The sequence below is a fragment of the Streptomyces sp. CB09001 genome (assembly GCF_003369795.1).
GTDB lineage: Bacteria > Actinomycetota > Actinomycetes > Streptomycetales > Streptomycetaceae > Streptomyces.
This window is the reverse complement of sequence record NZ_CP026730.1, coordinates 3,132,843-3,157,233: the sequence shown is the minus strand read 5'-3', so window position 1 is coordinate 3,157,233 and position 24,391 is coordinate 3,132,843. Positions and strand designations below refer to the sequence as shown.

23 protein-coding genes and 2 pseudogenes are annotated in these 24,391 nt (G+C 71.0%); 16 read left to right on the top strand and 9 right to left on the bottom strand.

The window, feature by feature from the left end:
* Nucleotides 1-362: 362 nt before the first annotated feature.
* The 5 genes from C4J65_RS14375 (at nucleotide 363) to C4J65_RS14350 (ending at nucleotide 5,745) form a co-directional block, all read left to right on the top strand.
* The gene (locus tag C4J65_RS14375) at nucleotides 363-1,187 is read left to right on the top strand and encodes a helix-turn-helix transcriptional regulator (RefSeq protein WP_115746449.1); all 825 of its coding nucleotides are present in this window, start codon (nucleotides 363-365) and stop codon (nucleotides 1,185-1,187) included.
* A gap of 75 nt (nucleotides 1,188-1,262) precedes the next feature.
* On the top strand, nucleotides 1,263-2,723 hold the full coding sequence (locus C4J65_RS14370) for an aldehyde dehydrogenase family protein (protein ID WP_115742770.1): 1,461 nt from the start codon (nucleotides 1,263-1,265) through the stop codon (nucleotides 2,721-2,723).
* 568 nt (nucleotides 2,724-3,291) lie between these two features.
* The gene (locus C4J65_RS14360; RefSeq protein ID WP_115742769.1) at nucleotides 3,292-3,933 is read left to right on the top strand and encodes a PadR family transcriptional regulator; all 642 of its coding nucleotides are present in this window, start codon (nucleotides 3,292-3,294) and stop codon (nucleotides 3,931-3,933) included.
* 91 nt (nucleotides 3,934-4,024) lie between these two features.
* On the top strand, nucleotides 4,025-4,966 hold the full coding sequence (locus C4J65_RS14355; RefSeq protein ID WP_162833580.1) for an ATP-binding cassette domain-containing protein: 942 nt from the start codon (nucleotides 4,025-4,027) through the stop codon (nucleotides 4,964-4,966).
* Nucleotides 4,967-4,977: 11 nt separating this feature from the next.
* Entirely contained in the window at nucleotides 4,978-5,745 is a 768-nt protein-coding gene (locus tag C4J65_RS14350; RefSeq protein ID WP_162833579.1) for an ABC transporter permease, read from the top strand.
* Nucleotides 5,746-5,780: 35 nt separating this feature from the next.
* On the opposite strand, the gene C4J65_RS14345 is transcribed toward C4J65_RS14350, so the two are convergent.
* Complete coding sequence (locus C4J65_RS14345; protein WP_115746448.1) at nucleotides 5,781-6,653, bottom strand: 2-dehydropantoate 2-reductase N-terminal domain-containing protein; 873 nt, start codon at nucleotides 6,651-6,653, stop codon at nucleotides 5,781-5,783.
* A gap of 70 nt (nucleotides 6,654-6,723) precedes the next feature.
* Between C4J65_RS14345 and C4J65_RS14340 the strand changes: the two genes are divergently transcribed.
* The 3 genes and pseudogenes from C4J65_RS14340 to C4J65_RS14330 all read left to right on the top strand — a co-directional run.
* The gene (locus tag C4J65_RS14340) at nucleotides 6,724-7,353 is read left to right on the top strand and encodes a TetR/AcrR family transcriptional regulator (protein WP_115742766.1); all 630 of its coding nucleotides are present in this window, start codon (nucleotides 6,724-6,726) and stop codon (nucleotides 7,351-7,353) included.
* Between the two features lie 63 nt (nucleotides 7,354-7,416).
* Nucleotides 7,417-7,602 (top strand): annotated as a pseudogene (locus tag C4J65_RS36635) (hypothetical protein); the annotation flags it as partial.
* Nucleotides 7,586-7,696, top strand: a pseudogene (locus tag C4J65_RS14330) (DUF397 domain-containing protein); the annotation flags it as partial. The pseudogenes C4J65_RS36635 and C4J65_RS14330, both read left to right, overlap by 17 nt.
* Nucleotides 7,697-7,712: 16 nt before the next feature.
* On the opposite strand, the gene C4J65_RS14325 reads toward C4J65_RS14330, so the two are convergent.
* A complete protein-coding gene (locus C4J65_RS14325) occupies nucleotides 7,713-9,140 on the bottom strand; it encodes a glutamate decarboxylase (RefSeq protein ID WP_115742765.1) in 1,428 nt (475 codons plus the stop codon).
* A 55-nt stretch (nucleotides 9,141-9,195) separates the two neighbouring features.
* Nucleotides 9,196-10,035, bottom strand: a complete 840-nt coding sequence (locus tag C4J65_RS14320) for a CPBP family intramembrane glutamic endopeptidase (protein WP_115742764.1) — start codon at nucleotides 10,033-10,035, stop codon at nucleotides 9,196-9,198.
* Between the two features lie 246 nt (nucleotides 10,036-10,281).
* Between C4J65_RS14320 and C4J65_RS14315 the strand changes: the two genes are divergently transcribed.
* Nucleotides 10,282-11,043: a MerR family transcriptional regulator gene (locus tag C4J65_RS14315; RefSeq protein ID WP_115742763.1), complete on the top strand. Its 762-nt coding sequence runs from the start codon at nucleotides 10,282-10,284 to the stop codon at nucleotides 11,041-11,043.
* A 34-nt stretch (nucleotides 11,044-11,077) separates the two neighbouring features.
* Here C4J65_RS14315 and C4J65_RS14310 read toward each other — a convergent pair whose 3' ends face one another.
* The gene (locus C4J65_RS14310; protein ID WP_003975421.1) at nucleotides 11,078-11,443 is read right to left on the bottom strand and encodes a YbjQ family protein; all 366 of its coding nucleotides are present in this window, start codon (nucleotides 11,441-11,443) and stop codon (nucleotides 11,078-11,080) included.
* Nucleotides 11,444-11,578: 135 nt separating this feature from the next.
* On the opposite strand from C4J65_RS14310, the gene C4J65_RS14305 reads away from it, so the two are divergent.
* Nucleotides 11,579-12,526 (top strand): VTT domain-containing protein, encoded by a 948-nt coding sequence (locus tag C4J65_RS14305; protein ID WP_115742762.1) that lies wholly within the window; start codon nucleotides 11,579-11,581, stop codon nucleotides 12,524-12,526.
* 7 nt (nucleotides 12,527-12,533) lie between these two features.
* Here the strand turns inward: C4J65_RS14305 and C4J65_RS14300 are convergent, their stop codons facing one another.
* Nucleotides 12,534-14,243 (bottom strand): threonine/serine exporter family protein, encoded by a 1,710-nt coding sequence (locus C4J65_RS14300; protein WP_162833184.1) that lies wholly within the window; start codon nucleotides 14,241-14,243, stop codon nucleotides 12,534-12,536.
* Nucleotides 14,244-14,356: 113 nt separating this feature from the next.
* The gene (locus tag C4J65_RS14295; RefSeq protein ID WP_003975424.1) at nucleotides 14,357-14,848 is read right to left on the bottom strand and encodes an inorganic diphosphatase; all 492 of its coding nucleotides are present in this window, start codon (nucleotides 14,846-14,848) and stop codon (nucleotides 14,357-14,359) included.
* A 124-nt stretch (nucleotides 14,849-14,972) separates the two neighbouring features.
* Here C4J65_RS14295 and dacB point away from each other — a divergent pair, with 124 nt between their 5' ends.
* From dacB to folE, 6 genes are all read left to right on the top strand, one after another.
* Nucleotides 14,973-16,529, top strand: a complete 1,557-nt coding sequence (dacB, locus tag C4J65_RS14290; protein ID WP_240330422.1) for a D-alanyl-D-alanine carboxypeptidase/D-alanyl-D-alanine-endopeptidase — start codon at nucleotides 14,973-14,975, stop codon at nucleotides 16,527-16,529.
* Nucleotides 16,530-16,700: 171 nt separating this feature from the next.
* Nucleotides 16,701-17,828, top strand: a complete 1,128-nt coding sequence (locus C4J65_RS14285) for a zinc-dependent metalloprotease (protein ID WP_115742760.1) — start codon at nucleotides 16,701-16,703, stop codon at nucleotides 17,826-17,828.
* 192 nt (nucleotides 17,829-18,020) lie between these two features.
* Complete coding sequence (tilS, locus tag C4J65_RS14280) at nucleotides 18,021-19,079, top strand: tRNA lysidine(34) synthetase TilS (RefSeq protein WP_115742759.1); 1,059 nt, start codon at nucleotides 18,021-18,023, stop codon at nucleotides 19,077-19,079.
* Between the two features lie 73 nt (nucleotides 19,080-19,152).
* Nucleotides 19,153-19,713, top strand: a complete 561-nt coding sequence (hpt, locus tag C4J65_RS14275; protein WP_007452004.1) for a hypoxanthine phosphoribosyltransferase — start codon at nucleotides 19,153-19,155, stop codon at nucleotides 19,711-19,713.
* Nucleotides 19,714-19,908: 195 nt separating this feature from the next.
* Nucleotides 19,909-21,948: an ATP-dependent zinc metalloprotease FtsH gene (gene ftsH / locus C4J65_RS14270; protein WP_115742758.1), complete on the top strand. Its 2,040-nt coding sequence runs from the start codon at nucleotides 19,909-19,911 to the stop codon at nucleotides 21,946-21,948.
* A 130-nt stretch (nucleotides 21,949-22,078) separates the two neighbouring features.
* Nucleotides 22,079-22,684: a GTP cyclohydrolase I FolE gene (gene folE / locus C4J65_RS14265; RefSeq protein WP_030405001.1), complete on the top strand. Its 606-nt coding sequence runs from the start codon at nucleotides 22,079-22,081 to the stop codon at nucleotides 22,682-22,684.
* A 15-nt stretch (nucleotides 22,685-22,699) separates the two neighbouring features.
* Here folE and C4J65_RS14260 read toward each other — a convergent pair whose 3' ends face one another.
* The 3 genes from C4J65_RS14260 to folB form a co-directional block, all read right to left on the bottom strand.
* Nucleotides 22,700-23,188, bottom strand: a complete 489-nt coding sequence (locus C4J65_RS14260; RefSeq protein WP_115742757.1) for a DUF3180 domain-containing protein — start codon at nucleotides 23,186-23,188, stop codon at nucleotides 22,700-22,702.
* A gap of 70 nt (nucleotides 23,189-23,258) precedes the next feature.
* Entirely contained in the window at nucleotides 23,259-23,870 is a 612-nt protein-coding gene (gene folK, locus C4J65_RS14255; RefSeq protein WP_115742756.1) for a 2-amino-4-hydroxy-6-hydroxymethyldihydropteridine diphosphokinase, read from the bottom strand.
* The gene (folB, locus tag C4J65_RS14250) at nucleotides 23,867-24,226 is read right to left on the bottom strand and encodes a dihydroneopterin aldolase (protein WP_011028954.1); all 360 of its coding nucleotides are present in this window, start codon (nucleotides 24,224-24,226) and stop codon (nucleotides 23,867-23,869) included. The genes folK and folB overlap by 4 nt, the downstream gene beginning before the upstream one ends.
* Nucleotides 24,227-24,391: the final 165 nt, after the last annotated feature.

Sequence of the window (24,391 nt, the reverse complement as noted above, 5' to 3'; positions counted from 1 at the left end):
CCCCATGCGAGGCACTCCCGGGAATTCGCGGTCATAGCGATGCGGCGCGGTGGTGCGGGACCATGGTTTCGGATGCGTACCGCAGATGCAAGGGCAGATGCACGTGCACGTGACCGAAATGGACCTGCCCGTACCGCTTGTTGGTCAATTTTTCCGTCATCTTCGCCTCCCCTTCATCTCCCGCGACGGCCGGTTCCGGCCTGCCGCGTGCATGATCCTGCACGTTTCCGTTGGCTCAATTCCGTTTCCGTAACCGGACGAGTACTGCTCGGAGTGTTTTAGTGGCAGACTTCGGCCCCTGAAGACGGTTGGGGAGGCTGGCGAACGTGAGCGCGGGAGAGCCCGGATCGGTGGTGCGGCGCATGCTGCTCGGATCACAACTCAGGCGACTGCGTGAGACGCGGGGGATCACGCGCGAGGCCGCGGGCTACTCGATCCGCGCCTCGGAGTCGAAGATCAGCCGGATGGAGCTGGGCCGGGTGAGCTTCAAGACGCGGGACGTCGAGGACCTGCTGACGCTGTACGGCATCACGGACGAGCAGGAGCGCGCCTCCCTGCTCTCCCTGGCCAAGGAGGCCAATGTCGCGGGCTGGTGGCACAGTTACTCCGACGTACTGCCCAGCTGGTTCCCCACCTACGTGGGGCTGGAGGGCGCCGCCTCGCTGATCCGGGCCTACGAGGTGCAGTTCGTGCACGGCCTGCTGCAGACCGAGGAGTACGCCCGCGCGGTCGTCCGGCGCGGCATGAAGGGCGCCGGAGAGGCGGACGTCGAGCGGCGGGTGGCGCTGCGCCTGGAGCGGCAGAAGCACCTGGTCGCGGAGAACGCCCCCGAGTTCCACATCGTGCTCGACGAGGCCGCCCTGCGCCGCCCGTACGGCGACCGCGAGGTGATGCGCGGCCAGCTCCAGCACCTGATCGAGGTGTCCGAACGCCCCAATGTGCGGCTCCAGGTCATGCCCTTCGGCTTCGGCGGGCACTCCGGTGAGAGTGGCGCGTTCACGCTCCTCAGCTTCCCCGAGTCCGACCTCTCGGACGTCGTCTACCTGGAGCAGCTCACCAGTGCGCTGTACCTGGACAAGCAGGAGGACGTCACCCAGTACGAGACGGCGCTGAAGGAGCTCCAGCAGGACAGCCCGGGCCCGGGCGAGAGCCGGGACCTTCTGCGAGGACTCCTTCAACTCTCCTGAAACATAAGTACGATGACGCCCAATCAGGCGGCTCGCTCGCGGCGGCTGCGGCAGCTAAGGGGATTGAGGGAACACATGTCGTCGTACTTCACCGACCTCGCCCAGCAGTACATCGACGGCGAGTGGCGCCCCGGCACCGGCTCCTGGGACATCATCGACTTCAACCCGTACGACAACGAGAAGCTCGCCTCGATCACGATAGCCACCGTCGACGAGGTCGACGCCGCCTACCGGGCCGCCGAGCGCGCGCAGAAGCAGTGGGCCGCGACGAACCCCTACGCGCGCCGCGCGGTGTTCGAGAAGGCCCTGCGCCTGGTGGAGGAGCGCGAGGCGGAGATCGGCGAGGCGATCGTCGCCGAGCTGGGCGGCACCCGTCTGAAGGCCGCCTTCGAGCTGCACCTGGCCAAGGAGTTCCTGCGCGAGGCGGTCCACCTGGCGCTGGCGCCCGAGGGCCGGATCATCCCGTCCCCGGTCGACGGCAAGGAGAACCGCGTCTACCGGGTGCCGGTCGGCGTCGTGGGCGTCATCAGCCCCTTCAACTTCCCCTTCCTGCTCTCCCTGAAGTCGGTCGCCCCGGCCCTCGCCCTGGGCAACGGCGTCGTCCTCAAGCCGCACCAGAACACGCCGGTCGTCGGCGGCACGCTGGTCGCGAAGCTCCTCGAGGACGCCGGACTGCCGGGCGGCCTGCTCAACGTCGTGGTCACCGACATCGCGGAGATCGGCGACGCCTTCATCGAGCACCCGGTCCCCAAGGTGATCTCCTTCACCGGCTCCGACAAGGTCGGCCGGCACGTGGCCACGGTCTGCGCCGCGAACTTCAAGCGCTCGGTCCTCGAACTGGGCGGCAACAGCGCGCTGGTGGTCCTCGACGACGCCGACGTCGACTACGCGGTCGACGCCGCGGTCTTCAGCCGGTACGTCCACCAGGGCCAGGTCTGCATGGCCGCCAACCGTGTGCTGGTCGACCGCGCCGTGGCCGACGAGTTCACCGAGAAGTTCGTCGCCAAGGTGAAGTCCCTCAAGGTCGGCGACCCGCGCGACCCGGCCACCGTCATCGGCCCGGTGATCAACTCCTCGCAGGCCGACGCGCTCTCCGGCGTGGTCGAGCAGGCCCTCGCCGAGGGCGCGACCGCCCTGGTGCGCGGCTCGGTCACCGACAACCTCGTCGAGCCGTCGGTCCTGACCGGCCTGCCCGCCGACTCCGCGCTGCTCCAGCAGGAGGTCTTCGGCCCGGTCGCCTTCCTCGTCCCGTTCGATGGGGAGGAGGAGGCCGTACGCCTCGTCAACGACACGCCGTACGGGCTGAGCGGCGCCGTGCACACCGGGAACGTGGAGCGGGGCGTCAACTTCGCCAAGCAGATCGACACCGGCATGTTCCACGTGAACGACGGCACCGTGCACGACGAGCCGATCGTGCCCTTCGGCGGCGAGAAGCACTCCGGCCTCGGCCGTCTGAACGGCGACACCATGCTGGACGCCTTCACCACCCAGAAGTGGATCTCGGTGCAGCACGGGCGGAGCGGGTTCCCGTTCTGAGTCCGTATCTCCGTGAGCTTGCCGGGCGGGCCGCGCAGCACGAACACGTCACGCCGACCGCCCGGGGTGTACCAGCTGCGGTCCTCGTGTCACCGGCCGAGTCGGAAGACCTCGAGGACGCACGGGCGCCGGCCCGCTTGGAGCGGGACCGCGCGCTCGGGCGCCACGAGACTCCCGTCCCGCACGCCGAGGCACGACGCGCTCTGCTGGAGGCGCGGCCGGGCGGGTTGACGAGTGACCGGGCAGGTCGTCTGGGAGCCGGCTGCTTTGGACGCGGCCACCGGGCACCTCAAGGGTGACCCGGCAGGTGTCGACGACCTCCTGCACGCCACCGATCGGCTCGCGGGGGAGCCCGCGGCCGGCGGGCTCCCGTGCCTGGGGAGTCGACCACCGGCGGCTCCATCACGCTCGATGGCGCATCCTCTGCCGCCTCGATGCGGAGGCCCGCACGCTGTACGTCGAGCACGTCGGGCGCCGGGAGGTCTGAGGCGGGGTACAGGCTGCGACGGCGCCTCCGCCTGGGACCTGGTGGCGAGGGAGGAGGCGGCGCCCGCCTAATCTGGACCCCATGTCAGCGATCCGTCTCCTCGTGCTCGGCGCCGTCCGCCAGCACGGGCGGGCCCACGGGTACCAGGTGCGCAACGACCTGGAGTACTGGGGCGCGCACGAGTGGTCCAACGCCAAGCCCGGCTCGATCTACCACGCGCTGAAGCAGATGGCGAAACAGGGGCTGCTCCTCGCGCACGAGATCGCGCCGTCCACGGCGGGCGGCCCGCCGCGGGTGGAGTACGAGATCACCGGGCAGGGCACCGAGGAGTACCTCACCCTGCTCCGTGACTACCTCACCGCCTACGACCAGCGGCCGGACGTGCTCACGGCGGCGCTCGGCTTCATGGTCGACCTCCCGCGCGAGGAGGCGCTCGCCCTGCTGGAGGAGCGGGTGCGGAAGATCGAGGAGTGGCGCGCCTCCGTCACCGAGTACTACCTGCCCGCGGAGGGGCCCGGCCAGTACGGGCACATCGGCGAGATCATGAACTACTGGGTCCACTCGGCCGACTCGGGCGCCGAATGGACCCGCGGCCTCATCGAACGCGTGCGGGGCGGCGCGTACACCTTCGCGGGCGAGGGCGAGCCGTTCGTCGGTGTGCTGGCGGAGGGCGAGGAGAACCCCTTCGCGGCGGGGCGGCCGCATCACGGGGATGCCCGCTAATCAAGTTTGACCAATCAAAGGGCGGGCGCTATCTTCTGTGGCAGTAGTCAAATTTGGCTAGCTCGGCTCTCGAAGGGAACGGGGAGTGACAGTGGCCGACACGGCGATCACCGTCGAAGGTGCACGCAAGAGGTACGGCAACAAGAACGCGTTGGACGGACTCGACCTCACGGTCACGCGCGGCACGGTGCACGGCGTGCTGGGCCCGAACGGAGCGGGCAAGACGACCCTGGTCCGGATCCTGTCCACCCTGCTGCGGCCCGACGCGGGCCGCGTCGAGGTGGCGGGACACGACGTCGTCGCCGAGGCGTACGCGGTGCGGCTGCGCATCGGCCTGCTCGGCCAGCACGCGGCGCTCGACGAGGAGCTGGGCGGCCGGCAGAACCTGGAGATGTTCGGCCGCCTGCACCACCTGGGCGCCCGGCGGGCACGCGCGCGTGCCGACGAACTGCTCGCGCGCTTCGGCCTCTCCGACACCGGCCGCAAGCCGGTCAGCGCCTACAGCGGAGGCATGCGGCGCCGCCTGGACCTGGCCGCGTCCCTCATCACCGACCCGGAGGTGCTCTTCCTGGACGAGCCGACCACCGGCCTCGACCCGCGCGGCCGCGCCGAGGTGTGGGACTCGGTCCGCTCCCTGGTCGATGCCGGTACGACGGTCCTGCTCACCACCCAGTACCTGGAGGAGGCCGACCAGCTCGCCGACCGCATCTCGGTCGTCGACGCCGGCCGTGTCGTCGCCGACGGCACGGCGGACGAACTCAAGGCCGCCACCGGCGGCGACCGCGTCGACGTCGTCCTGCGCGACCCCGGCCACCTGGGCGCCGCGGTGGCCCTGCTGCCGCTCACCGGCGTCCGCGTGGACCCCGACCGCCGGCTGCTCAGCGCACCCGTCACCGACCGCATGGCAGCGCTCTCCGGGGTCGTGCGGGCGTTGGAGGAGGCCGGTATCGAGGCCGAGGACGTGGCGCTGCGCCGGCCGACCCTGGACGAGGTGTTCCTGCACCTCACCGACCGCACGAAGGAGGCCGCGTGAGTACGGGAGGCATGAGCCCGGCGACGTACGCCCTGACCGACTCCTGGACCATGACCCGCCGCGAACTGGCCCGCTGGGGACGGCAGCCCGTCGCGGTCGTCGTCAACCTGGTCTTCCCGGTCATGCTGCTGCTGATGTTCGGCTACCTGGTCGGCGGCGGCCGGGGCGTGAGCGGCGAGTACGTCGACTACCTGGTCCCCGGCATGCTGGCCCTCACCATGGCCTTCGGACTGGAGGGCACCATGATCGCCGTCACCCAGGACCTCAACAAGGGTGTCGTCGACCGCTTCCGCTCGCTGCCGATGACCAACGGCGCGGTCCTGGTGGGCCGTTCCGCCGCCGACATGCTCCAGTCGGCGCTCGGCCTCGCCGTGCTGATCGGCGTCGGGTACGCGCTCGGCTGGCGGGCCCACGGCGCCCCCGGCGGCTTCCTCGGCGCGGTCGGCCTGCTCCTCCTCTTCCGCTTCGCCATGCTGTGGATCGGCATCTTCCTGGCCCTGGTGGCGGGGAAGCCCGAGCTGGTGCAGGCGGTGCAGATCCTGGTCTGGCCGGTCGGCTTCCTCTCCAACGCCTTCGCCACGCCCGACTCCATGCCCGGCTGGCTGGGCACGGTCGTCGAGTGGAACCCGATGTCCCAGACCGCCACGGCCGTCCGCGACCTCTTCGGCGGCCCCGGCGGCGAGTCCGGCCACGTATGGGCGGCGATCGCCTGGCCGCTGGCACTGCTCGCGGTGTTCTTCCCGCTGGCGGTGGGGAGGTTCGCGCGGCTGAGCCGCTAGGGCAGCTCGGCCGAGGAGGCGCAGCCGCCTGTCGCCTACCGGATTCTCGTATGGGCGCGGATCTGTTCGGCCAGCCGCGCGAGTTCGGCCACCGTCGCGGGCGAGGCGTCGCTGAGTCCGCTGTGTACGGCCGTCGGGCTGCGCAGGAAGCGCCGCAGCGTGGCCACGAGCAGTCCTTCCGGCAGGGTCTGCAACGCGGCGAACCCGCGGGGGACCGGCGGCGTCGGCATGGCGGCCAGGTTCTGCCGCATGAGGCGGAGCATGCCGCGGACCGCGTCCGGATCGTCGGCCAGCGCTACCGGGCCGCCCGCCGTGTGCACCGCCTGCCCGAGCGGGACCTCGAACGCGGCATGCGTCTTGAGCCAGGCATCCATCTTCGGCTCGGCCCTGGCGTTGATCCCGGTGGTCCGGAACGCCGCCACGATCCGTTCCAGTCGCGGGGTGGTCCGGCCGTCGGGTTCGCCGATCGGCGTCGCGATCCGGCGGGTCATGAAGTTTGGAGCGCGGTAGCGGACCACGTCGCCGTCCATCGTGCCGCCGGCCGTGCCGAAGCCGAGCAGCACCCGCTCGGGGCCGATCACCGCGCCCAGCGGCTCCGCGCCGGCCGCCCAGTTCAGCAGGAACAGCACGTCGCCTTCGAGACCGGCGAGTGACTCCAGCACGGCGTCAACCTGATGGGTGCGGACGAAGACCGCGATCAGGTCGTACCCGCCGGCCGGGTGCTCGACCACCGGCACCGGTACCCGCCTGACGGCCGGGCTGTCCTCCTCGGCGAGCTGCACGCCGTGCCGGCGCAGGGCGGCCAGGCGCTTGCCCCGGGCGAGGAGCGAGACGTCGTGCCCGGCCTCATGCAGGCGGGCGGAGAACAGGCTGCCGAGAACCCCGGCGCCGTATACGAGCAGTTTCATGGCCATCCTATTCGTACGTTCGTTTCAGTCATACGTTCGTTTCAATTGAACGTCTGTAGCGTACGCAGGTATGGCGCCACCTGACACCCGCACCCAGATCCTCGCCGCGGCCGAACACCTCTTCGCCGAGCGCGGTTACCGCGGCACTTCGGTCCGCGCGATCACCGACCTCGCCGGAGCGAACCTGGCCGCTGTTGGGTACCACTTCGGCTCGAAGGCAGAACTCCTGGCGGCGGTCGCCCGCCGCGTGATCGAGCCCATCAACGCCGCGCAGTGCGCCGGGCTCGACCGACTGCTCGCCAGGACCCCGGACCCCGCGGTCGCCGAACTGGTGGAGGCATTCATGGGGCCGCTGTTCGACGAGATGCCGGCCGGTGACGAGGGTGGTGCCCGGACATCCCGGCTGATCGTGACGATCCTCAGCGACCCGGCCGAGGAGGTGCGCAGCTGGACCGGTCCGGCCGAGGACACGGTCCGTGAGCGCTACCTGGCGGCCTTCGGGCGCGCACTGCCCGGCCTTTCCCCGGAGGAGCTGCGGTTCCGGATGCGGGGGATCCTCGCCGTGACGACGGTGGACCGCGTCGAGGTCTACCAGCAGCCCTCCCCGGACTGCCAGTCCCAGGTGGCCGGCGAGGCAGCCCGGCACTGGGCGATCACGTTCCTGACGGCGGCGATGAGCGCACCACCGACGGAGACCTGACCACTCGGGCCGGCCGGGAGGACGCTGCCGGGATCCGCGAGGGAACAGTCAGCTCCCGTCGGCATGGTCACGTTCATGGAATTTGAAGACCAACCGCCAGTGGCTTACGGCGAAGGCATGCGCATGGGGATGCCGCACGACTCCCCGTCAGTGGTCCGAGAGTTGCAGGGCCGCTACGATTTTGCGCTCAGCGACGGACCGCCGCTGAAGGAGTCTCGACGGCCACCGCCGGGGCGTCCCCGTACGTGACTCGAAGCACCCTCACGGCCCCGCAGTGATCGTCCCCGCCCCGGCCTGGTCGACGTTCGTCACGGCGGTCAGGAGCGGACACTTCCCCGCCTGACCCACCGGCGGAGCCGTCAGTGGTGGAACCCGGTCGCCGCCCCCTTGTCCCGGGTCAGCGGGCCGGGCTGGCGTCGCAGTTCCGGGAGCAGCCGCTCCAGATCGGCCAGCAGCAGGTCCGCCATGTCGGTCGAGAAGCCGTTGCGGCACACCACCCGGAGTACCGACAGGTCCTCGCGGTGCGGCGGGAAGGTGTACGCCGGCACCAGCCAGCCGCCCTCCCGCAGCCGCCGGGACACGTCGAAGACGTCGTACGCCGTCACGTCGTCGGCCGTCGTGAAGGCGAACACGGGCAGCTGGTCGCCGCGCGTGAGCAGCCGGAAGTCGCCGAGCGCCTCCACCCGCCCGGCGAGGGCGCCCGCGATGTCCCGCGCGGACTGCTGTACGGCCCGGTAGCCCTCGCGGCCCAGCCGCAGGAAGGTGTAGTACTGCGCGACCACCTGCGCACCCGGCCGGGAGAAGTTCAGCGCGAAGGTCGGCATGTCGCCGCCCAGGTAGTTGACCCGGAACACCAGCTCCTCCGGAAGGGCCTGCGCGTCCCGCCACAGCGCCCAGCCGACCCCCGGGTAGACCAGCCCGTACTTGTGCCCCGAGGTGTTGATCGAGGCGACCCTCGGCAGCCGGAAGTCCCACACCAGGCCCTCGTCCAGGAAGGGCGCGACCATCCCGCCCGATGCCCCGTCGACGTGCACCGGGATGTCGAGTCCGGTCCGCTCCTGGAGGGCGTCCAGGGCCGCGCACAGGTCCGCGATCGGCTCGTAGGACCCGTCGAAGGTGGAGCCCAGGATGCCGACGACCCCGATGGTGTTCTCGTCGCACAGCTCGGCGGCGGCCTGCGGGTCCAGATGGAAGCGGTCGCCCTCCATCGGGACCTGGCGGGCCTCCACCTCCCAGAAGTTGCAGAACTTGTCCCAGCAGACCTGGACGTTCACGCCCATCACGAGATTGGGCCGCACGTCCTTCGCCGGATACCGGTCGGCGTTGCGCAGCGCCCAGCGCCGCTTCAGCGCCATCCCGGCCAGCATGCACGCCTCGCTCGACCCGGTCGTCGAGCAGCCCACGGCCGCCTCCGGGTCGGGCGCGTGCCACAGGTCGGCGAGCATCGCCACGCAGCGACGCTCCAGCTCGGCGGTGCGCGGGTACTCGTCCTTGTCGATCATGTTCTTGTCGCGGCACTCACTCATCAGCACCCCGGCCTGCGGCTCCATCCAGGTGGTGACGAAGGTGGCCAGGTTGAGCCGTGCGTTGCCGTCGAGCATCAGCTCGTCGTGCACGAGGCGGTACGCCGTCGACGGCGGCAGGGGAGTGTCGGGGAGACGGTGCGTGGGCGGGGCCTCGGTCATGCCGCCGAGGGGGTCCGCCGTCGCGTAGAACGGGTTCACGGCGAGCCGGCGCCGCTCCCGGTCGCCGTCCTGCGGCGGGTGGGGCCCGTGGTGCAGTGGCATACGACCGACGGTAGGCCGGGGCACCGGACCCCGCACCCGGGGCCGCGACGGGCAATCAGCGCCGCCCGCGGGCCATGGGGACCAGGTTGCCGCGCCGGTGGGCGGCGATGAGCATCGGGATCGCCATCAGCAGGCTGACGACGACGGGCACGATCGACGCCTCCAGGCCGAAGTCTCCGCCGGTCACCAGGTCGGGGCCGGTCGGGTTGGTGATCATCAGACCCTCCGAGGCGTGGCCGGAGACCGGGATGCCGATGAGGCCCAGGGTGGTGTTCCAGGCGCAGTGCAGGCCCACGACGAACCAGATGTTGCGCGTCCACAGGAACGCGGCACCGAGGAGGACGCCGGCCTCGACGGCGATCGCGGTCGAGCTCCACAGTGTGGCGTCCGGGTTGGCCAGGTGGAGTAGGCCGAACAGCGCCGCGGTGGTCGTCAGAGCCGCCCAGCTGCCCCACATCTTCTCCAGCGCCTGGAGGGCGAGGCCGCGGAAGATCAGTTCCTCGGTCACGGCGGCACCGAGCTGCATCGCGGCCATGCTCGCCACGATCGACAGGGCGTCACCGGACCGTTCGGTGAACGAGAACTCGGTGAGGAGCGTGAGCATCGACACGGTGATGAACGCGAAGCCGATCGCGGAGCCGGCCAACGCGTGGGTCACGGCCCCCGGCTTCGCGATCTCCGGCACGTCCCGCCGGGCGACGTGGCGCATGACCGCCCAGTAGATGACGACCGCCACGGCCGAGCCCACGACGGCCACCACTCCACCCACGGAGGCCAGGCTGGAGGCCAGGCCCACACCCACTGCCCCGGTCAGCATCCAGCCGAGGGGAGACCGGAGGAACCGGGCACCCTGCCGACGCGTGGGCTGCGGCGCTGCGGTGTGCGTCGTACTCATGGTGACCTCCGTAGGGCGTCGGCCGCGTGCCTTGCGCGACCTGCCGAGCACGCTATGAGAGCGGCGACCTGTCCGAATCACCCCTGAGGGGACAGTGCGGGGTAGCTCTCACGGGGGACTGCGGTGATACGGAGCGTCGGTGGCCGCCGGGGCGGAGCGTCCACGATGTGGCGCGCGGAACCTCCGGGCTTGCACCTCACGTCACGTGAGGAGGCAGCGTGGACGGCGTCAGAGAAGGGAGCGGAAGTGAGCTACTCCGTGGGACAGGTGGCCGGCTTCGCCGGAGTGACGGTGCGCACGCTGCACCACTACGACGACATCGGCCTGCTCGTACCGAGCGAGCGCAGCCACGCGGGCCACCGGCGCTACAGCGACGCCGACCTCGACCGGCTGCAGCAGATCCTGTTCTACCGGGAGCTGGGCTTCCCGCTCGACGAGGTCGCCGCGCTGCTCGACGACCCGGCCGCGGACCCGCGCGCGCACCTGCGCCGCCAGCACGAGCTGCTGTCCGCCCGGATCGAGAAGCTGCAGAAGATGGCGGCGGCCGTGGAGCAGGCCATGGAGGCACGCAGCATGGGAATCAACCTCACGCCGGAGGAGAAGTTCGAGGTCTTCGGCGACTTCGACCCCGACCAGTACGAGGAGGAGGTCCAGGAACGCTGGGGCGACACCGACGCCTACCGCCAGTCCAAGGAGAAGACCGCCTCCTACACCAAGGAGGACTGGCAGCGCATCCAGGACGAGGCCGACGAGCTCACCCGGCGCTTCGTCGCCCTGATGGAGGCCGGCGAGCCCGCCGACTCCGAGGGTGCCATGAACGCCGCCGAGGACCACCGGCAGGGCATCGCCCGCAACCACTACGACTGCGGGTACGAGATGCACACCTGCCTGGGCGAGATGTACGTCTCGGACGAACGTTTCACGCGGAACATCGACGCCGCCAAGCCGGGCCTCGCCGCCTACATGCGCGACGCGATCCTCGCCAACGCCGTCCGGCACACCCCCTGAGCGGTGGTCGTGGCCCGGGTCGCACACCCGGAACTCACTCCCGGGCCACGACCACCGCCGTCCCGTACGCGCACACCTCGGTGCCCACGTCCGCCGCCTCCGTCACGTCGAAGCGGAAGGACAGCACCGCGTTGGCCCCCCGCGCGCGTGCCTGCTCGACCAGCCGCTCCATCGCCTGGTTGCGGGTCTCGACCAGCGTCTTGGTGAGACCGCGCAGCTCACCGCCGACCAGCGACTTCAGCCCGGCACCGATCTGGCTCCCCAGGTGCCGGGAGCGCACGGTCAGCCCGAAGACCTCCCCGAGCACCTCCTGCACCCGGTGGCCCGGCAGATCGTTGGTGGTCACGACGAGCACGTCGGGCTGCGGGCCCTGGCCGCCGCCGTATTCTTCAATACCCATGGTTCTCAGGTTTCCCCGGGGAACGTCACGGCGCACCCCAAGACGCCCCGTGGAACCTGGGGCACCGCGGCTGCGTTGTACGTTTGGGCAGCCAGGTCCAGCCCGCCTCCCCCCAGCAGCAGGAGCCACAATCCCGTGACCACCCTTGCGCTCGGTCCCGAGTGGATCAGCCCGGACTATCTGATCGAGACGTTCAGTCTGCCCGGCATCCTGCTCATCGTCTTCGCCGAGTCGGGACTCTTCGCGTTCCTGCCCGGCGACTCGCTGCTGTTCACCGCGGGCCTCTTCGTCGCCCAGGGCCAGTACATCAGCCAGCCGCTGTGGCTGGTGTGCACCCTGATCGTGGCCGCCGCCGTCCTCGGCGACCAAGTCGGTTACATGATCGGCAAGTTCTTCGGCCCGAAGCTCTTCAGCCGCCCCAACTCCAAGCTCTTCAAACAGGAGAATCTGGAGAAGGCGCACGAGTTCATGGACAAGTACGGCCCCAAGGCGATCGTCCTGGCCCGCTTCGTGCCCATCGTGCGCACCTTCGCCCCCATCGTGGCGGGCGCCGGCCGCATGAAGTACCGCACCTTCCTCACGTACAACGTGATCGGCGGCGTCGCCTGGGGCACCGGCGTCACCCTCGCGGGCTACTGGCTCGGCCAGATCGAGTTCATCCGGGCCCACGTCGAGGGCATCCTCGTCCTGATCATCCTGGTCTCGGTCGTCCCGATCGCCATCGAGTACCTGCGCGAGCGCAGGAAGAAGCAGCGCGCCGCCGCGGCCGGACCGACCCCCCAGGCCGCCCAGCAGCACCAGCCCCAGCCCCCGTACCCGGTCATGGACGACGCGACGACCCAGCTCCGCCGGGTCGACCCCTACGACCAGCCGCAGCAGCAGTACGACCAGCAGTACGACCAGGGCTACGGCAACCAGCCCTACGGCAACCAGCCCTACGACGGTCAGCAGCACCCGCAGCACCCGCAGCACCCGCAGCAGCCGCAGCAGCCGCAGCAGCCGTACGCCCAGCAGTACCCGCAGGGCTACGGCGACCAGCCCCAGCAGTACGGCGACCAGTACCCGTACAACCAGGGGCGCTGACCGCGCGCTAGAAACCCCGCGTCCGCTTGGCCGCCCGGCGTCCCGCCGCACTCGCGGCGCCGGGCACCTTCAGGAACAGCCGCGAGATCTCCCCGCCCAGGTTCACCCCGATCGCGATGGCCATCGCCAGCGCCACCGCGTTGGACAGCGACAGCAGCCCCGAGTCGACCTCGCCCTGCGCGATCCCCAGCAGACCGAAGTACGTCGCCGAACCGGGCAGCAGCGGCCCGATCGCGGCCGTCGTGTACGGCAGCGCCGACGCGAACCGGTAGCGGGACATCAGCTGCCCGAACAGGCCCACCAGCCCCGCCGCGGCGGCCGTGGAGGCCACCGGCGAGATGTCGCCCGCGTAGTGCATGGCGCCGTACACGCACCAGGCGACGCCGCCGTTCAGGGTCACCGCGAGGACGGTGGACCGTTCCTGCTGGAGCAGGATCGCGAAGGCCAGCGACAGCAGCATCGAGGCGAAGATCTGCACGAACGGTTCGTCACCGGTGCCCAGCTTGGCGTCCGGGTTGAGCTCGGCGCCCAGCTGGACCCCGAAGTACAGCACCACCAGCACCCCGGCGACGATGCTGACGAAGAAGTACATGACCTCCAGCAGACGTGCCGCGGCGGTGATGTAGAAGCCGGTCAGACCGTCCTGCACCCCCGCGACCAGCGCCCGCCCGGGCAGCAGCGCGAACAGCCCACCGGTGATGACCGCGGACGCCTTCACGTCGACGTGCGTCACCGTCAGTGCGACGCCCATCGCGGCCGGCGGCATCGCGGCCACCGCGAACTGGTAGAACTCCGGGAGCCCGCGCCCGGCGCACAGCCACGCCAGCCGGTCGCCGAGCATCGAGCCGAACATCGCCGCGAAGAACACGGTCAGCCCGCCACCGACGAGCAGCGAGGCCCCGCCGGCCAGCAGACCGCTCGCCACGGTCAGCACCCAGGTGGGGTACGGGTGCCGGTTGCGGCGGATTTCCGCCAGGCGCCGGTAGGCCTCCTCCAGGGAGATGTTCGTGTCGGGGTCGCTGAGGTCGTCCACCAGGTGGAAGACGGCCGCGAGCCGGGTGTAGTCGGTGCCCCGGCGGCGTACCGTCCGCGACGCCGTCACCGGGTCGTCGACCAGGGACGGCTGGTGGGAGATCGACAGCAGCGTGAAGGTGACGTTGGGCTCGCAGCGGTCCAGGCCGTAGGAGCGGCAGACGGCGAACATGGCCGCCTCGACGTCCTCGGCGCCCTCACCGCCCGCCAGCAGCAGCTCCCCGATGCGCAGCGTCAGGTCGAGCACACGCGGTACGGCGGGGCCGGTCTCGTCGTCGTGCTTCTGCGAGGGCTCGGGCGCGGGCCGCTCGGCCACCGGCATCCGCAGCATGGCGCGCATCCGGTCCTGCCAGGGCACGTCCGCCAGGCTCACCGCGGGGAAGCCGCTCGCCGGGGTGAAGGCGGTCGGGGCGGTCCACGCGCTGTGCGTGCTCGGCATGGTGAACGCCGAGCCCTCGGCGTCCGCGGGGACGGCCGGGGGCGCCTCCAGGCCGTCGGGGAGCGAGAACTCCGAGGTCGTCTCGGACTCGCCGCCGGCGGGCCGGGGAACGGCGAGCCCCTGCGGGATCTCGAACTCGGACGTCGTCGACGACTCGCCGTCGATCGACGCAGCCATCCCACTGGGCTGTCGGAAGGCACTGCGGGCCTCGTCCGACTGCGGTTTGGGCTCCTCCGCCTCCGTCACCTGCGCAACGCTCCCTGGTACCGACACACCCTCCTGTTGACCTCAGTATGGTCACTCAAACACGAACGGGCCGCACGCGTGTGCGTGCGGCCCGTTACGACAGAGGCGCCTGATCAGTGGCCGCCCTGGTCCTTGAAGCGCTTGTAGGACCGCTCGATCTCGGCCTCGGCCTCGGTGCGGCCCACCCAGTCGGCGCCCTCGACGGACTTGCCGGGCTCCAGGTCCTTGTAGACCTCGAAGAAGTGCTGGATCTCCAGGCGGTCGAACTCCGACACGTGGTGGATGTCACGCAGGTGCTCCACGCGCGGGTCGGTCGACGGCACGCACAGCAGCTTGTCGTCGCCGCCGGCCTCGTCCGTCATCCGGAACATGCCGATCGCGCGGCAGCGGATGAGGCAGCCCGGGAAGGTCGGCTCGTCCAGGATGACCAGCGCGTCCAGCGGGTCGCCGTCCTCGCCGAGGGTGTTCTCGACGAAGCCGTAGTCGGTCGGGTAGGCGGTCGAGGTGAACAGGCGGCGGTCCAGGCGGATACGACCGGTCTCGTGGTCCACCTCGTACTTGTTCCGCGAACCCTTCGGGATCTCGATCGTGACGTCGAACTCCACCGGACGCTCCTCCATGATCAGCACATAGTTCTGGTGGTTAAGTGTCCCTCACGCAGGTGTGTGATCGCGAAAGGGGCTGGTGACAGTGCCAGAGCTGAGGCCTTGGCGGACCGCGAGACCGCGTGTGGCGCGGGCCGCGGATGCCGTACGTCCCCGTCTGGCCCGCTTCGTCCGGGCCGCCGGACCGCGGGCCGCACGGCTGGCACGGGCCACGGCGCCGCGGCTCGCCCGGATCACGAGGCCGAAGACCTGGCAGTACACCGCCGGTGCCGCCACCGCCGGGCTGGCACTGGCCGCCGGGGTGGTGACCGTCGCCGGCCCCTGGGACTCCACGGGTCAGCGTACGGCCGAGCGGGACCGGGCCGTCGCCCTGGAGCAGACGGGTGGCACAGATCACGGCCGCGGATCCGGGGCCTCCGGTACGTCCTCCGGTTCACCCCGGCCCGCGCCCAGCGCCGGGGCCGTACTGGCCGGTCTCGGCGGCACCTCCGTCCCGGGCGGCGTCAAGGCGGCACCCGGCGACCAGGACCTCGCGGACCTCCTCGACCCCCTGCTCAAGGACGCCGCCGGGCTCGGCGAGCGCCGCGCGGCGGCCGTCGTCGACCTCACCACCGGCAAGCGCCTGTACGGCCTCGGTTCCGACGCCCCGCTCACCCCCGCCTCCACCACCAAGATCGCCACGGCCGTCGCCGCCCTCACCGCCCTCGGCCCCGACCACCGCCTCACCACCCGCACCGCCCTGGAGGCCGACACCGGCGAGGTCGTCCTGGTCGGCGGCGGCGACCCCACCCTCACCGCGCGCGAGGACGCCCGGGACCTGGCCAGCCTGCGCGCCCTCGCCGAGAAGACCGCCGCCGCCCTGAAGAAGCGGGGCGTGCGCGAGGTGACGCTGTCGTACGACACGACCCTCTACGCCGGTACGGAAATGCACCCGATAGGGGTCAACGAGAACCTCGCCCGCGTCACCGCCCTGATGGCCGACGAGGGCCGCACCGACGACTCCACCAGCGGCCCGGCCCCACGCACGGAAGACCCGGCCGCCGACGCCGCCCGCACCTTCGCCGGCCTCCTGAAGCAGCACGGCATCACCGCGTCGGCCCCCGGCCCCTCCAAGGCCACCGGCCGCGCCGACACCCTCGCCGCGGTCTCCTCGCCCCCGCTGTCGGCCCTGGTCGAGCGGATGCTGACCAACAGCGACAACGACCTCGCCGAGGCCCTGGCCCGCCACACCGCCGTGGCGACCGGCAAGCGCGCCGACTTCGCCGGGGCGGGCGCCGCCGTCACGGCCCGCCTGGAACAGCTCGGCCTGCCGGTGGGCGGCGCGCGGTTCCACGACGGAAGCGGCCTGGACCGCACCGACCTGATCAGCGCCGACCTGCTCACCGCGCTGCTGACCGAGGCGGCCGACCCGGCCCGCCCCCAACTGCGTCCGGTCCTCACCGGCCTGCCCGTCGCCCACTTCACCGGCACCCTGGCCGGCCGTTACACGGACGGCGCAGCGGGCCTCGTCCGGGCCAAGACCGGCACCCTCACGGGCGTGAACACCCTCGCCGGCACGGTCACCACCCCCGACGGCCGGCTCCTCGGCTTCGCCTTCCTGGCCAACGACACGACGGACGCCTGGTCGGCCCAGACGACCCTGGACCGAGCGGCAACGGCGCTGGCGTCGCAGACGCCGTAGCTGCGGGCAGTCGCCAGCCGCCGTAGCCGCGGGCAATCGTGCCGCTGGGGCGGCACGGGTGGGCGCAGCGGCACCGCAACGCCGGGTGCCCAGGCAACGGACCTCACCCCATGCCGACCTGGTACCCCGCACGACTGCCCCCCAGCGGCAGCGCTCCCGTACCGTTGACGCATGACGAGCATCGGCGCAAATTCCGGCATGGTCGACTGGAACCTCGCGGTGGCGACCGCGACCCGGCTCGTACGGCCGGGCCCCGAGGTGAGCCGCGACGAGGCCAGGGCCGTCGTCGGAGAGCTCCGCCGCCATGCCAAGTCCTCGGAGGAGCACGTCCGCGGCTTCACCCGGATGGGCACCGAGGAGACCCACGACACCCCCGTCCTGGTGGTCGACCGGCCCGGCTGGGTCCGGGCCAACGTCGCCGGGTTCCGGGAGCTGCTCAAGCCCCTGCTGGAGAAGATGCAGGAGCGGCGCGGCGGCGGCGCGGGCAACGCGGTCCTCGGCGCCGTCGGCGGCAAGGTCACCGGCGTGGAGCTGGGCATGCTGCTGTCGTTCCTGTCCTCCCGCGTCCTCGGCCAGTACGAGACGTTCGCCCCGGCCACCCGGGAACTGCCCGCCGGCGCGAACGGCGGCGGCCGGCTGCTTCTGGTCGCGCCGAACATCGTGCACGTGGAGCGCGAACTCGACGTCGAGCCGCACGACTTCCGCCTGTGGGTGACCCTGCACGAGGAGACGCACCGCACGCAGTTCACCGCCGTGCCCTGGCTGCGGGACCACCTGGAGGGCGAAATCCAGTCGTTCCTGGCCGAGACCGACGTGGACCCCATGACCGTGCTCGAGCGGGTCCGCGAGGCCGCCCAGTCGCTGGCCGGGGGCCGTCCCGAGGCGGAGGAGGGCGACGACGGCCGTTCGCTCGTGGAGCTGGTGCAGACCCCCGCCCAACGGGAGGTTCTCGGCCGCCTCACCGCCGTGATGTCCCTCCTGGAGGGGCACGCCGACTTCGTGATGGACGGCGTCGGACCGGAGGTCGTGCCGAGCGTCGGGGAGATCCGGGAGAAGTTCCAGCAGCGCCGCGCCAAGGGCGCCTCCCGCCTCGACATGGCGCTGCGCAAGCTGCTCGGCCTGGACGCCAAACTCCGCCAGTACCGGGACGGCGAACGCTTCGTCCGGGCCGTCGTCGACGAGTGCGGCATGGACGGCTTCAACCGCGTCTGGACCTCGCCCAACACGCTCCCCACCAAGTCGGAGATCGCCAAACCGGCGGACTGGATCGCGCGGGTGCACCGCAAGCCGGAGGCGTGAGCCGCGCGGGCGGGGCGTGAAACGATTCCGGCCGACGGCAGGCGAACGACCCTTCAATCACCCGTCCGAGGGACCGTGAGCCTTCGGCAGGCGTGCGATGCTCGGGTAACGGCCCGGTTCTGTCACCATCTACACACTCTGCGTGACCGAACCTCGGGCTCACCCCCGACAACTTCATGAAGGGCACCGGACATGGGTCCCCATCCTGCGGTCGCGGCGATACGCCTGGCGGTCCGCCGCGTCCTCCACGACATCCTCACCGAACTGAACACCCCGGCCGGCGTCCCCGCCGCGACGGCCGTCGAACGTGCGCCCGAGCGTGCGCCCGGACTGCCGACGGCACCGCTCGTGCTCGTGGCGTGCTCCGGCGGCGCCGACTCCATGGCGCTCGCCTCCGCCCTCGCCTTCGAGGCCCCCCGGCTCGGCGTCCGGGCCGGTGGCGTCACCGTCGACCACGGCCTGCAGAGCGGCTCCGACCTGCGCGCCGAGGAGGTCGTCCTGCGCCTGCGCGAACTGGGCCTCGACCCCGTGGAGGCCACCGCCGTGACCGTCGGCCGCGCCGGCGGCCCGGAAGCCGCGGCCCGCGACGCCCGCTACGCCGCACTCGACGCCGCCGCCGCCCGCCACGGCGCCGCCGCCGTCCTGCTCGGCCACACCCGCGACGACCAGGCCGAGACCGTCCTGCTGGGCCTCGCCCGCGGCTCCGGCATCCGCTCCCTGTCGGGCATGGCCGCGGTCTCGGGGGCCGGCGGCCGTTACCGGCGCCCCTTCCTCCAGGTCGACCGTCAGACCGCCCGCAAGGCCTGCATGGTCCAGTCCCTCCCCGTCTGGGACGACCCCCACAACACCGACCCCGCCTACACCCGTTCCCGGCTGCGCCACGAGGGCCTGCCCGCCCTGGAGAAGGCCCTCGGCAAGGGCGTCGTCGAGGCCCTCGCCCGTACGGCGCAACTCTCCCGGGACGACGCCGACGCCCTCGACACCTGGGCCCGCCAGGCCGAGGCCGGCGTCCGCGACGCCACCGGCGGACTGGAGTGCGCCAAGCTGTACGCCCTGCCGCCCGCCGTACGCCGCCGCATCCTGCGCCGCGCCGCCCTGGAGGCCGGTGCCCCCGGCGGTGCCCTGTTCGCCCGCCACATCGAGGAAGTCGACCGGCTCATCACCGGCTGGCGCGGTCAGGGGGCCATCAACCTCCCCGGCAAAGTCGTCGCCCGGCGGCAGGGTGGCAGACTGGTGATCCGGCAAGGCTGAATCCGGACCCTCCCACCGATCCGCGCACGGATCGACGGATGCTCCGGACTGGCCGGTGGGACGACCGAAAGTGATGCGGGTGGACGCGAACGACATGGGTGCCGACCTCGAGAAGGTACTCATCACCAAGGAAGAGATCGACGCGAAGCTGGCCGAGCTGGCCGCGAAGATCGACGCGGAGTACGCGGGCAAGGACCTGCTCATCGTCGGCGTGCTCAAGGGCGCCGTGATGGTCATGGCCGACCTGGCGCGCACGCTGTCCACCCCCGTCACGATGGACTGGATGGCGGTGTCCTCGTACGGCGCGGGCACCCAGTCCTCCGGTGTGGTGCGGATCCTCAAGGACCTCGACACCGACATCAAGGGCCGCCACGTCCTGATCGTCGAGGACATCATCGACTCCGGACTGACCCTGTCCTGGCTGATCTCCAACCTCGGCTCGCGCGAGCCCGCCTCCCTCAAGGTGTGCACGCTGCTGCGCAAGCCCGACGCCGCGAAGGTCGCCATCGACGTGGAGTGGGTCGGCTTCGACATCCCCAACGAGTTCGTCGTCGGCTACGGCCTCGACTACGCCGAGAAGTACCGCAACCTCCCGTTCGTCGGTACGCTCGCGCCCCACGTGTACGGCGGCTGACGCGCCCCTGTAACGGACTTCACGGCGTTTCGGCGGGTCACCGGGAACCCCCCGGGCCCTCGCGCCGTTGGAGCATGCAGACGGGACGTCGGCCCGCCCGTGCGGCTGACGGCCGCCACGCTGGGGTACCGTCAGAAGAACTGTCTTATCAAACTCACTATGGCAGGAGGGACGGGGCGACACCGCTCCGTGTGGATGGACGTGAAGCGATACTTCCGTGGGCCAATCATGTGGATCGTGCTGGCCGTCCTTGCCGTGGTCGTGTTGATGCAGGTCGTGGGCTCGTCCGGTGGCTACAAGACGGTGGACACGGGCCAGGTCGTCCAGGCGATCAACGACAACCGGGTCGAGTCGGCCAAGCTGACCACCGGTGACGAGCAGACCATCAAGGTCCAGCTCAAGGACGGCGAAAAGGTCGAGGGCAGCTCGAAGATCCAGGCGAGCTACATCGGCGACCAGGGCGTGACCCTCGCCAACACACTTCAGAACAAGTACCAGGACAAGCAGATCTCCGACGGCTACACCGTGTCGCCGTCGAAGCAGAACCCGTTCGTCGGGATTCTGCTCTCCCTGCTCCCGTTCGTCCTCATCGTGGTCGTCTTCCTGTTCCTGATGAATCAGATGCAGGGCGGCGGCTCCCGGGTCATGAACTTCGGCAAGTCCAAGGCGAAGCTCATCACCAAGGACACCCCGAAGACGACGTTCTCCGACGTCGCGGGGTCGGACGAGGCCGTCGAGGAGCTCCACGAGATCAAGGAGTTCCTCCAGGAGCCGGCCAAGTTCCAGGCCGTCGGCGCCAAGATCCCCAAGGGCGTGCTGCTGTACGGTCCGCCCGGCACCGGCAAGACGCTGCTCGCGCGTGCCGTCGCGGGCGAGGCGGGCGTGCCGTTCTACTCGATCTCCGGTTCCGACTTCGTCGAGATGTTCGTCGGTGTCGGTGCCTCCCGGGTGCGCGACCTGTTCGAGCAGGCCAAGGCGAACGCCCCGGCCATCGTCTTCGTCGACGAGATCGACGCGGTCGGCCGCCACCGCGGCGCCGGCCTCGGCGGCGGTCACGACGAGCGCGAGCAGACCCTGAACCAGCTGCTCGTCGAGATGGACGGCTTCGACGTCAAGGGCGGCGTGATCCTCATCGCCGCGACGAACCGGCCCGACATCCTCGACCCGGCGCTGCTGCGCCCCGGCCGCTTCGACCGGCAGATCGCGGTCGACCGCCCGGACATGCAGGGCCGTCTGGAGATCCTCAAGGTCCACCAGAAGGGCAAGCCGGTCGCTCCGGACGTCGACCTGTCGGCCGTCGCCCGCCGTACGCCCGGCATGACCGGTGCCGATCTGGCCAACGTGCTGAACGAGGCCGCCCTGCTGACGGCCCGCAGCGACCAGAAGCTGATCGACAACCACATGCTGGACGAGGCGATCGACCGTGTGGTCGCGGGCCCGCAGAAGCGGACCCGGATCATGTCGGACAAGGAGAAGAAGATCACCGCGTACCACGAGGGCGGCCACGCCCTGGTCGCGGCGGCCTCACCGAACTCCGACCCGGTCCACAAGATCACGATCCTGTCCAGAGGCCGGGCCCTCGGTTACACGATGGTCCTCCCGGACGAGGACAAGTACTCGACCACGCGCAACGAGATGCTCGACCAGCTCGCCTACATGCTGGGCGGCCGCGCGGCCGAGGAGCTGGTCTTCCACGACCCGACGACCGGCGCGGCCAACGACATCGAGAAGGCCACCGGTCTGGCCCGGGCGATGGTCACGCAGTACGGCATGACCGAGCGCCTCGGCGCGATCAAGTTCGGCGGCGACAACAGCGAGCCGTTCCTCGGGCGTGAGATGGCGCACCAGCGCGACTACTCGGAAGAGGTCGCCGCGCTGGTCGACGAGGAGGTCAAGAAGCTCATCGAGACGGCGCACAACGAGGCCTGGGAGATTCTGGTCGAGAACCGCGACGTCCTCGACAACCTCGTCCTCGCGCTGCTGGAGAAGGAGACGCTGGGCAAGGAGGAGATCGCCGAGGTCTTCGCCCAGATCGTCAAGCGCCCCGCCCGGCCCGCCTGGACCGGTTCCTCCCGCCGTACGCCCTCGACGCGTCCGCCGGTGCTCTCCCCCAAGGAGCTGGCACTGACGAACGGGGCGAACGGCGCGACGGCGGCGATCTCCACCGCCAAGAGCACCACGGTGGAGCCCGCTCCGGCACCGGAGCGAGCACCGGAGGACCGCCCGGAGAGCTGACCCCGGTCACCTCGGGCCGCCCCGGCGGCCCGAGGCAGCCCGGAATGTATGCCGCACCCCCCAGGTTCTAGCCTTGGGGGTGCGGCATTTTCGTATGCCGTCGCAGGACGGATCAGGAACGAGGCATCACATGACCGACCCCGTGACGCTGGACGGCGAGGGCCAGATCGGCGAGTTCGACGAGAAGCGGGCCGAGAACGCCGTACGCGAACTGCTGATCGCGGTCGGCGAGGACCCGGACCGCGAGGGCCTCAGGGAGACTCCGGCGCGCGTGGCACGGGCGTACAAGGAGATATTCGCCGGCCTGTGGCAGGAGCCGGAGGACGTCCTGACGACGACGTTCGACCTCGGGCACGACGAGATGGTCCTGGTGAAGGACATCGAGGTGTTCTCCACCTGTGAGCATCATCTGGTGCCGTTCCGCGGGGTGGCGCACGTCGGCTACATCCCGTCCACCAGTGGGAAGATCACCGGTCTGTCGAAGCTGGCCCGGCTCGTGGACGTCTACGCGCGCCGCCCGCAGGTGCAGGAACGTCTCACTACGCAGATCGCGGACTCGCTGATGGAGATCCTGGAACCGCGCGGGGTGATCGTCGTGGTCGAGTGCGAGCACATGTGCATGTCCATGCGGGGCATCCGCAAGCCCGGCGCGAAGACCCTCACCTCGGCCGTGCGGGGGCAGCTGCGGGATGTCGCCACGCGCAACGAGGCCATGAGTCTGATCATGGCTCGCTGAGTCGCGGGGTGCGGGTCACGCCGCTGAGGCGGCGCCCGGCTGGTCGTCGTCCTCGTCTTCCGGGAGTCTGCACACCCGCTCCATGAAGAGGGCGGCCGCTATCACGGCGATGCCTGCGACGACCGAGGCGCCCGCGTAGATGGCCTGGTCGCGGCGGGCCGGGATGTCGAGGTACTCCAGCAGGAAGACGCCCGTGCCGCCGTACATGCCGGCGACGAGGGCGGCCACCAGGGCGCTGGCCTGGCCGAAGACGACGGCGCGGGCCGCCATCATCGGATCGACGCCCTTGGCGCCGGGGACGCGCTCACGCTGGGCCTTGAGGCGGGCGCGGATCGAGAGCGCCGTGGCCAGCAGGATCACCGCGATCAGGGCGAGGACGACGGGGGCGGCGAGGGGGACGCTCGGGAGGGTACCCACCGAGTTCCACAGGCGGGCGACGGCCCAGGACAGCACTCCGGCGACGACGAACACGCCGGCCAGCACCCTGATGCGCAGCTCTTTCACGGTGTTCCGGTGTCCCTTCGGCTCCCCGGCGCGGTCGTCCTGACCTCGTCGTCCTCGTCGACCTTAACGACTACTCGGGCAGCCGGAGTTCCAGGTCGGCACGGGGCGCGACGCCGTCGCGGGTGACGGCCGCCAGGAGGTCGGCGACCCTGCCCCGGTGGGGCAGGTCGGCGTCGGGGTCCACGTCCAGCCAGGGGGCCAGCACGAAGGCGCGTTCGTGGGCGCGCGGGTGGGGGAGGGTGAGCTGCGGGTCGTCGGAGACGACCTCGGCGTAGGCGACGATGTCGACGTCCAGGGTGCGCGGGCCCCAGCGTTCGTCGCGGACCCGGTGGAAGGCCTCCTCGACCGCGTGCGCCCGCTCCAGGAGCGAGGACGGGGGCAGCGTCGTCTTCACGATCACGACCGCGTTGAAGTACGAGGGCTGGCTGTCGGGGGCGACGCCCCACGGCTCGGTCTCGTAGACCGGGGAGACCCCTTTGACGCGTACGCCCGGCGTGTCCTCCAGGGCGTCGATCGCGCCCTGGAGGGTCTCCAGACGGTTGCCGAGGTTGGCGCCGAGGGCGATCACCGCACGCTTGGGGTTGGACAGGGTGGTGTCCGCGGCGTCGACCTGCTCGATGACGGAGGCGGGCACGGGCTGTACGGTCGGGTCGCTCGGACCCTTGGCGAAGGGGGCGCTCATACACGGCTCCGGATGATGGTGACGGTCACGTCGTCGAAGGGGACGGTGATCGGCGCGTCCGGCTTGTGGACGCAGACCTCGACCTCCTCGACCCCCTCGTGCTTCAGACAGACCTGGGCGATGCGCTCGGCGAGGGTCTCGACGAGGTTGACCGGCTCGCCCTCGACGACGGCCACGACCTCCTCGGCCACGATGCCGTAGTGCACGGTCTTCGCCAGGTCGTCGTCGGCCGCGGCCGGGCGGGTGTCCAGGCCGAGGACGATGTCCACGAGGAAGGTCTGGCCGTCCTCGCGCTCCTTGGGGAACACACCGTGGTGCCCGCGGGCCTTCAGGCCGCGCAGCGCGACACGATCCACGCGAATCACTCCTGCAGTCGTCGGTCTCGGCCGGTCGTACCACGTGCGGGTGGTACGGCGGCCCCAGTCGAATCTACCCGCGTGCACCGACAGTGCCGGGGCGCGGGGTGCGGGGCGGGGTGGGGAGGGGGCAGGTTTTCACCGTGCGTTCTCCCTGGCGGTCCC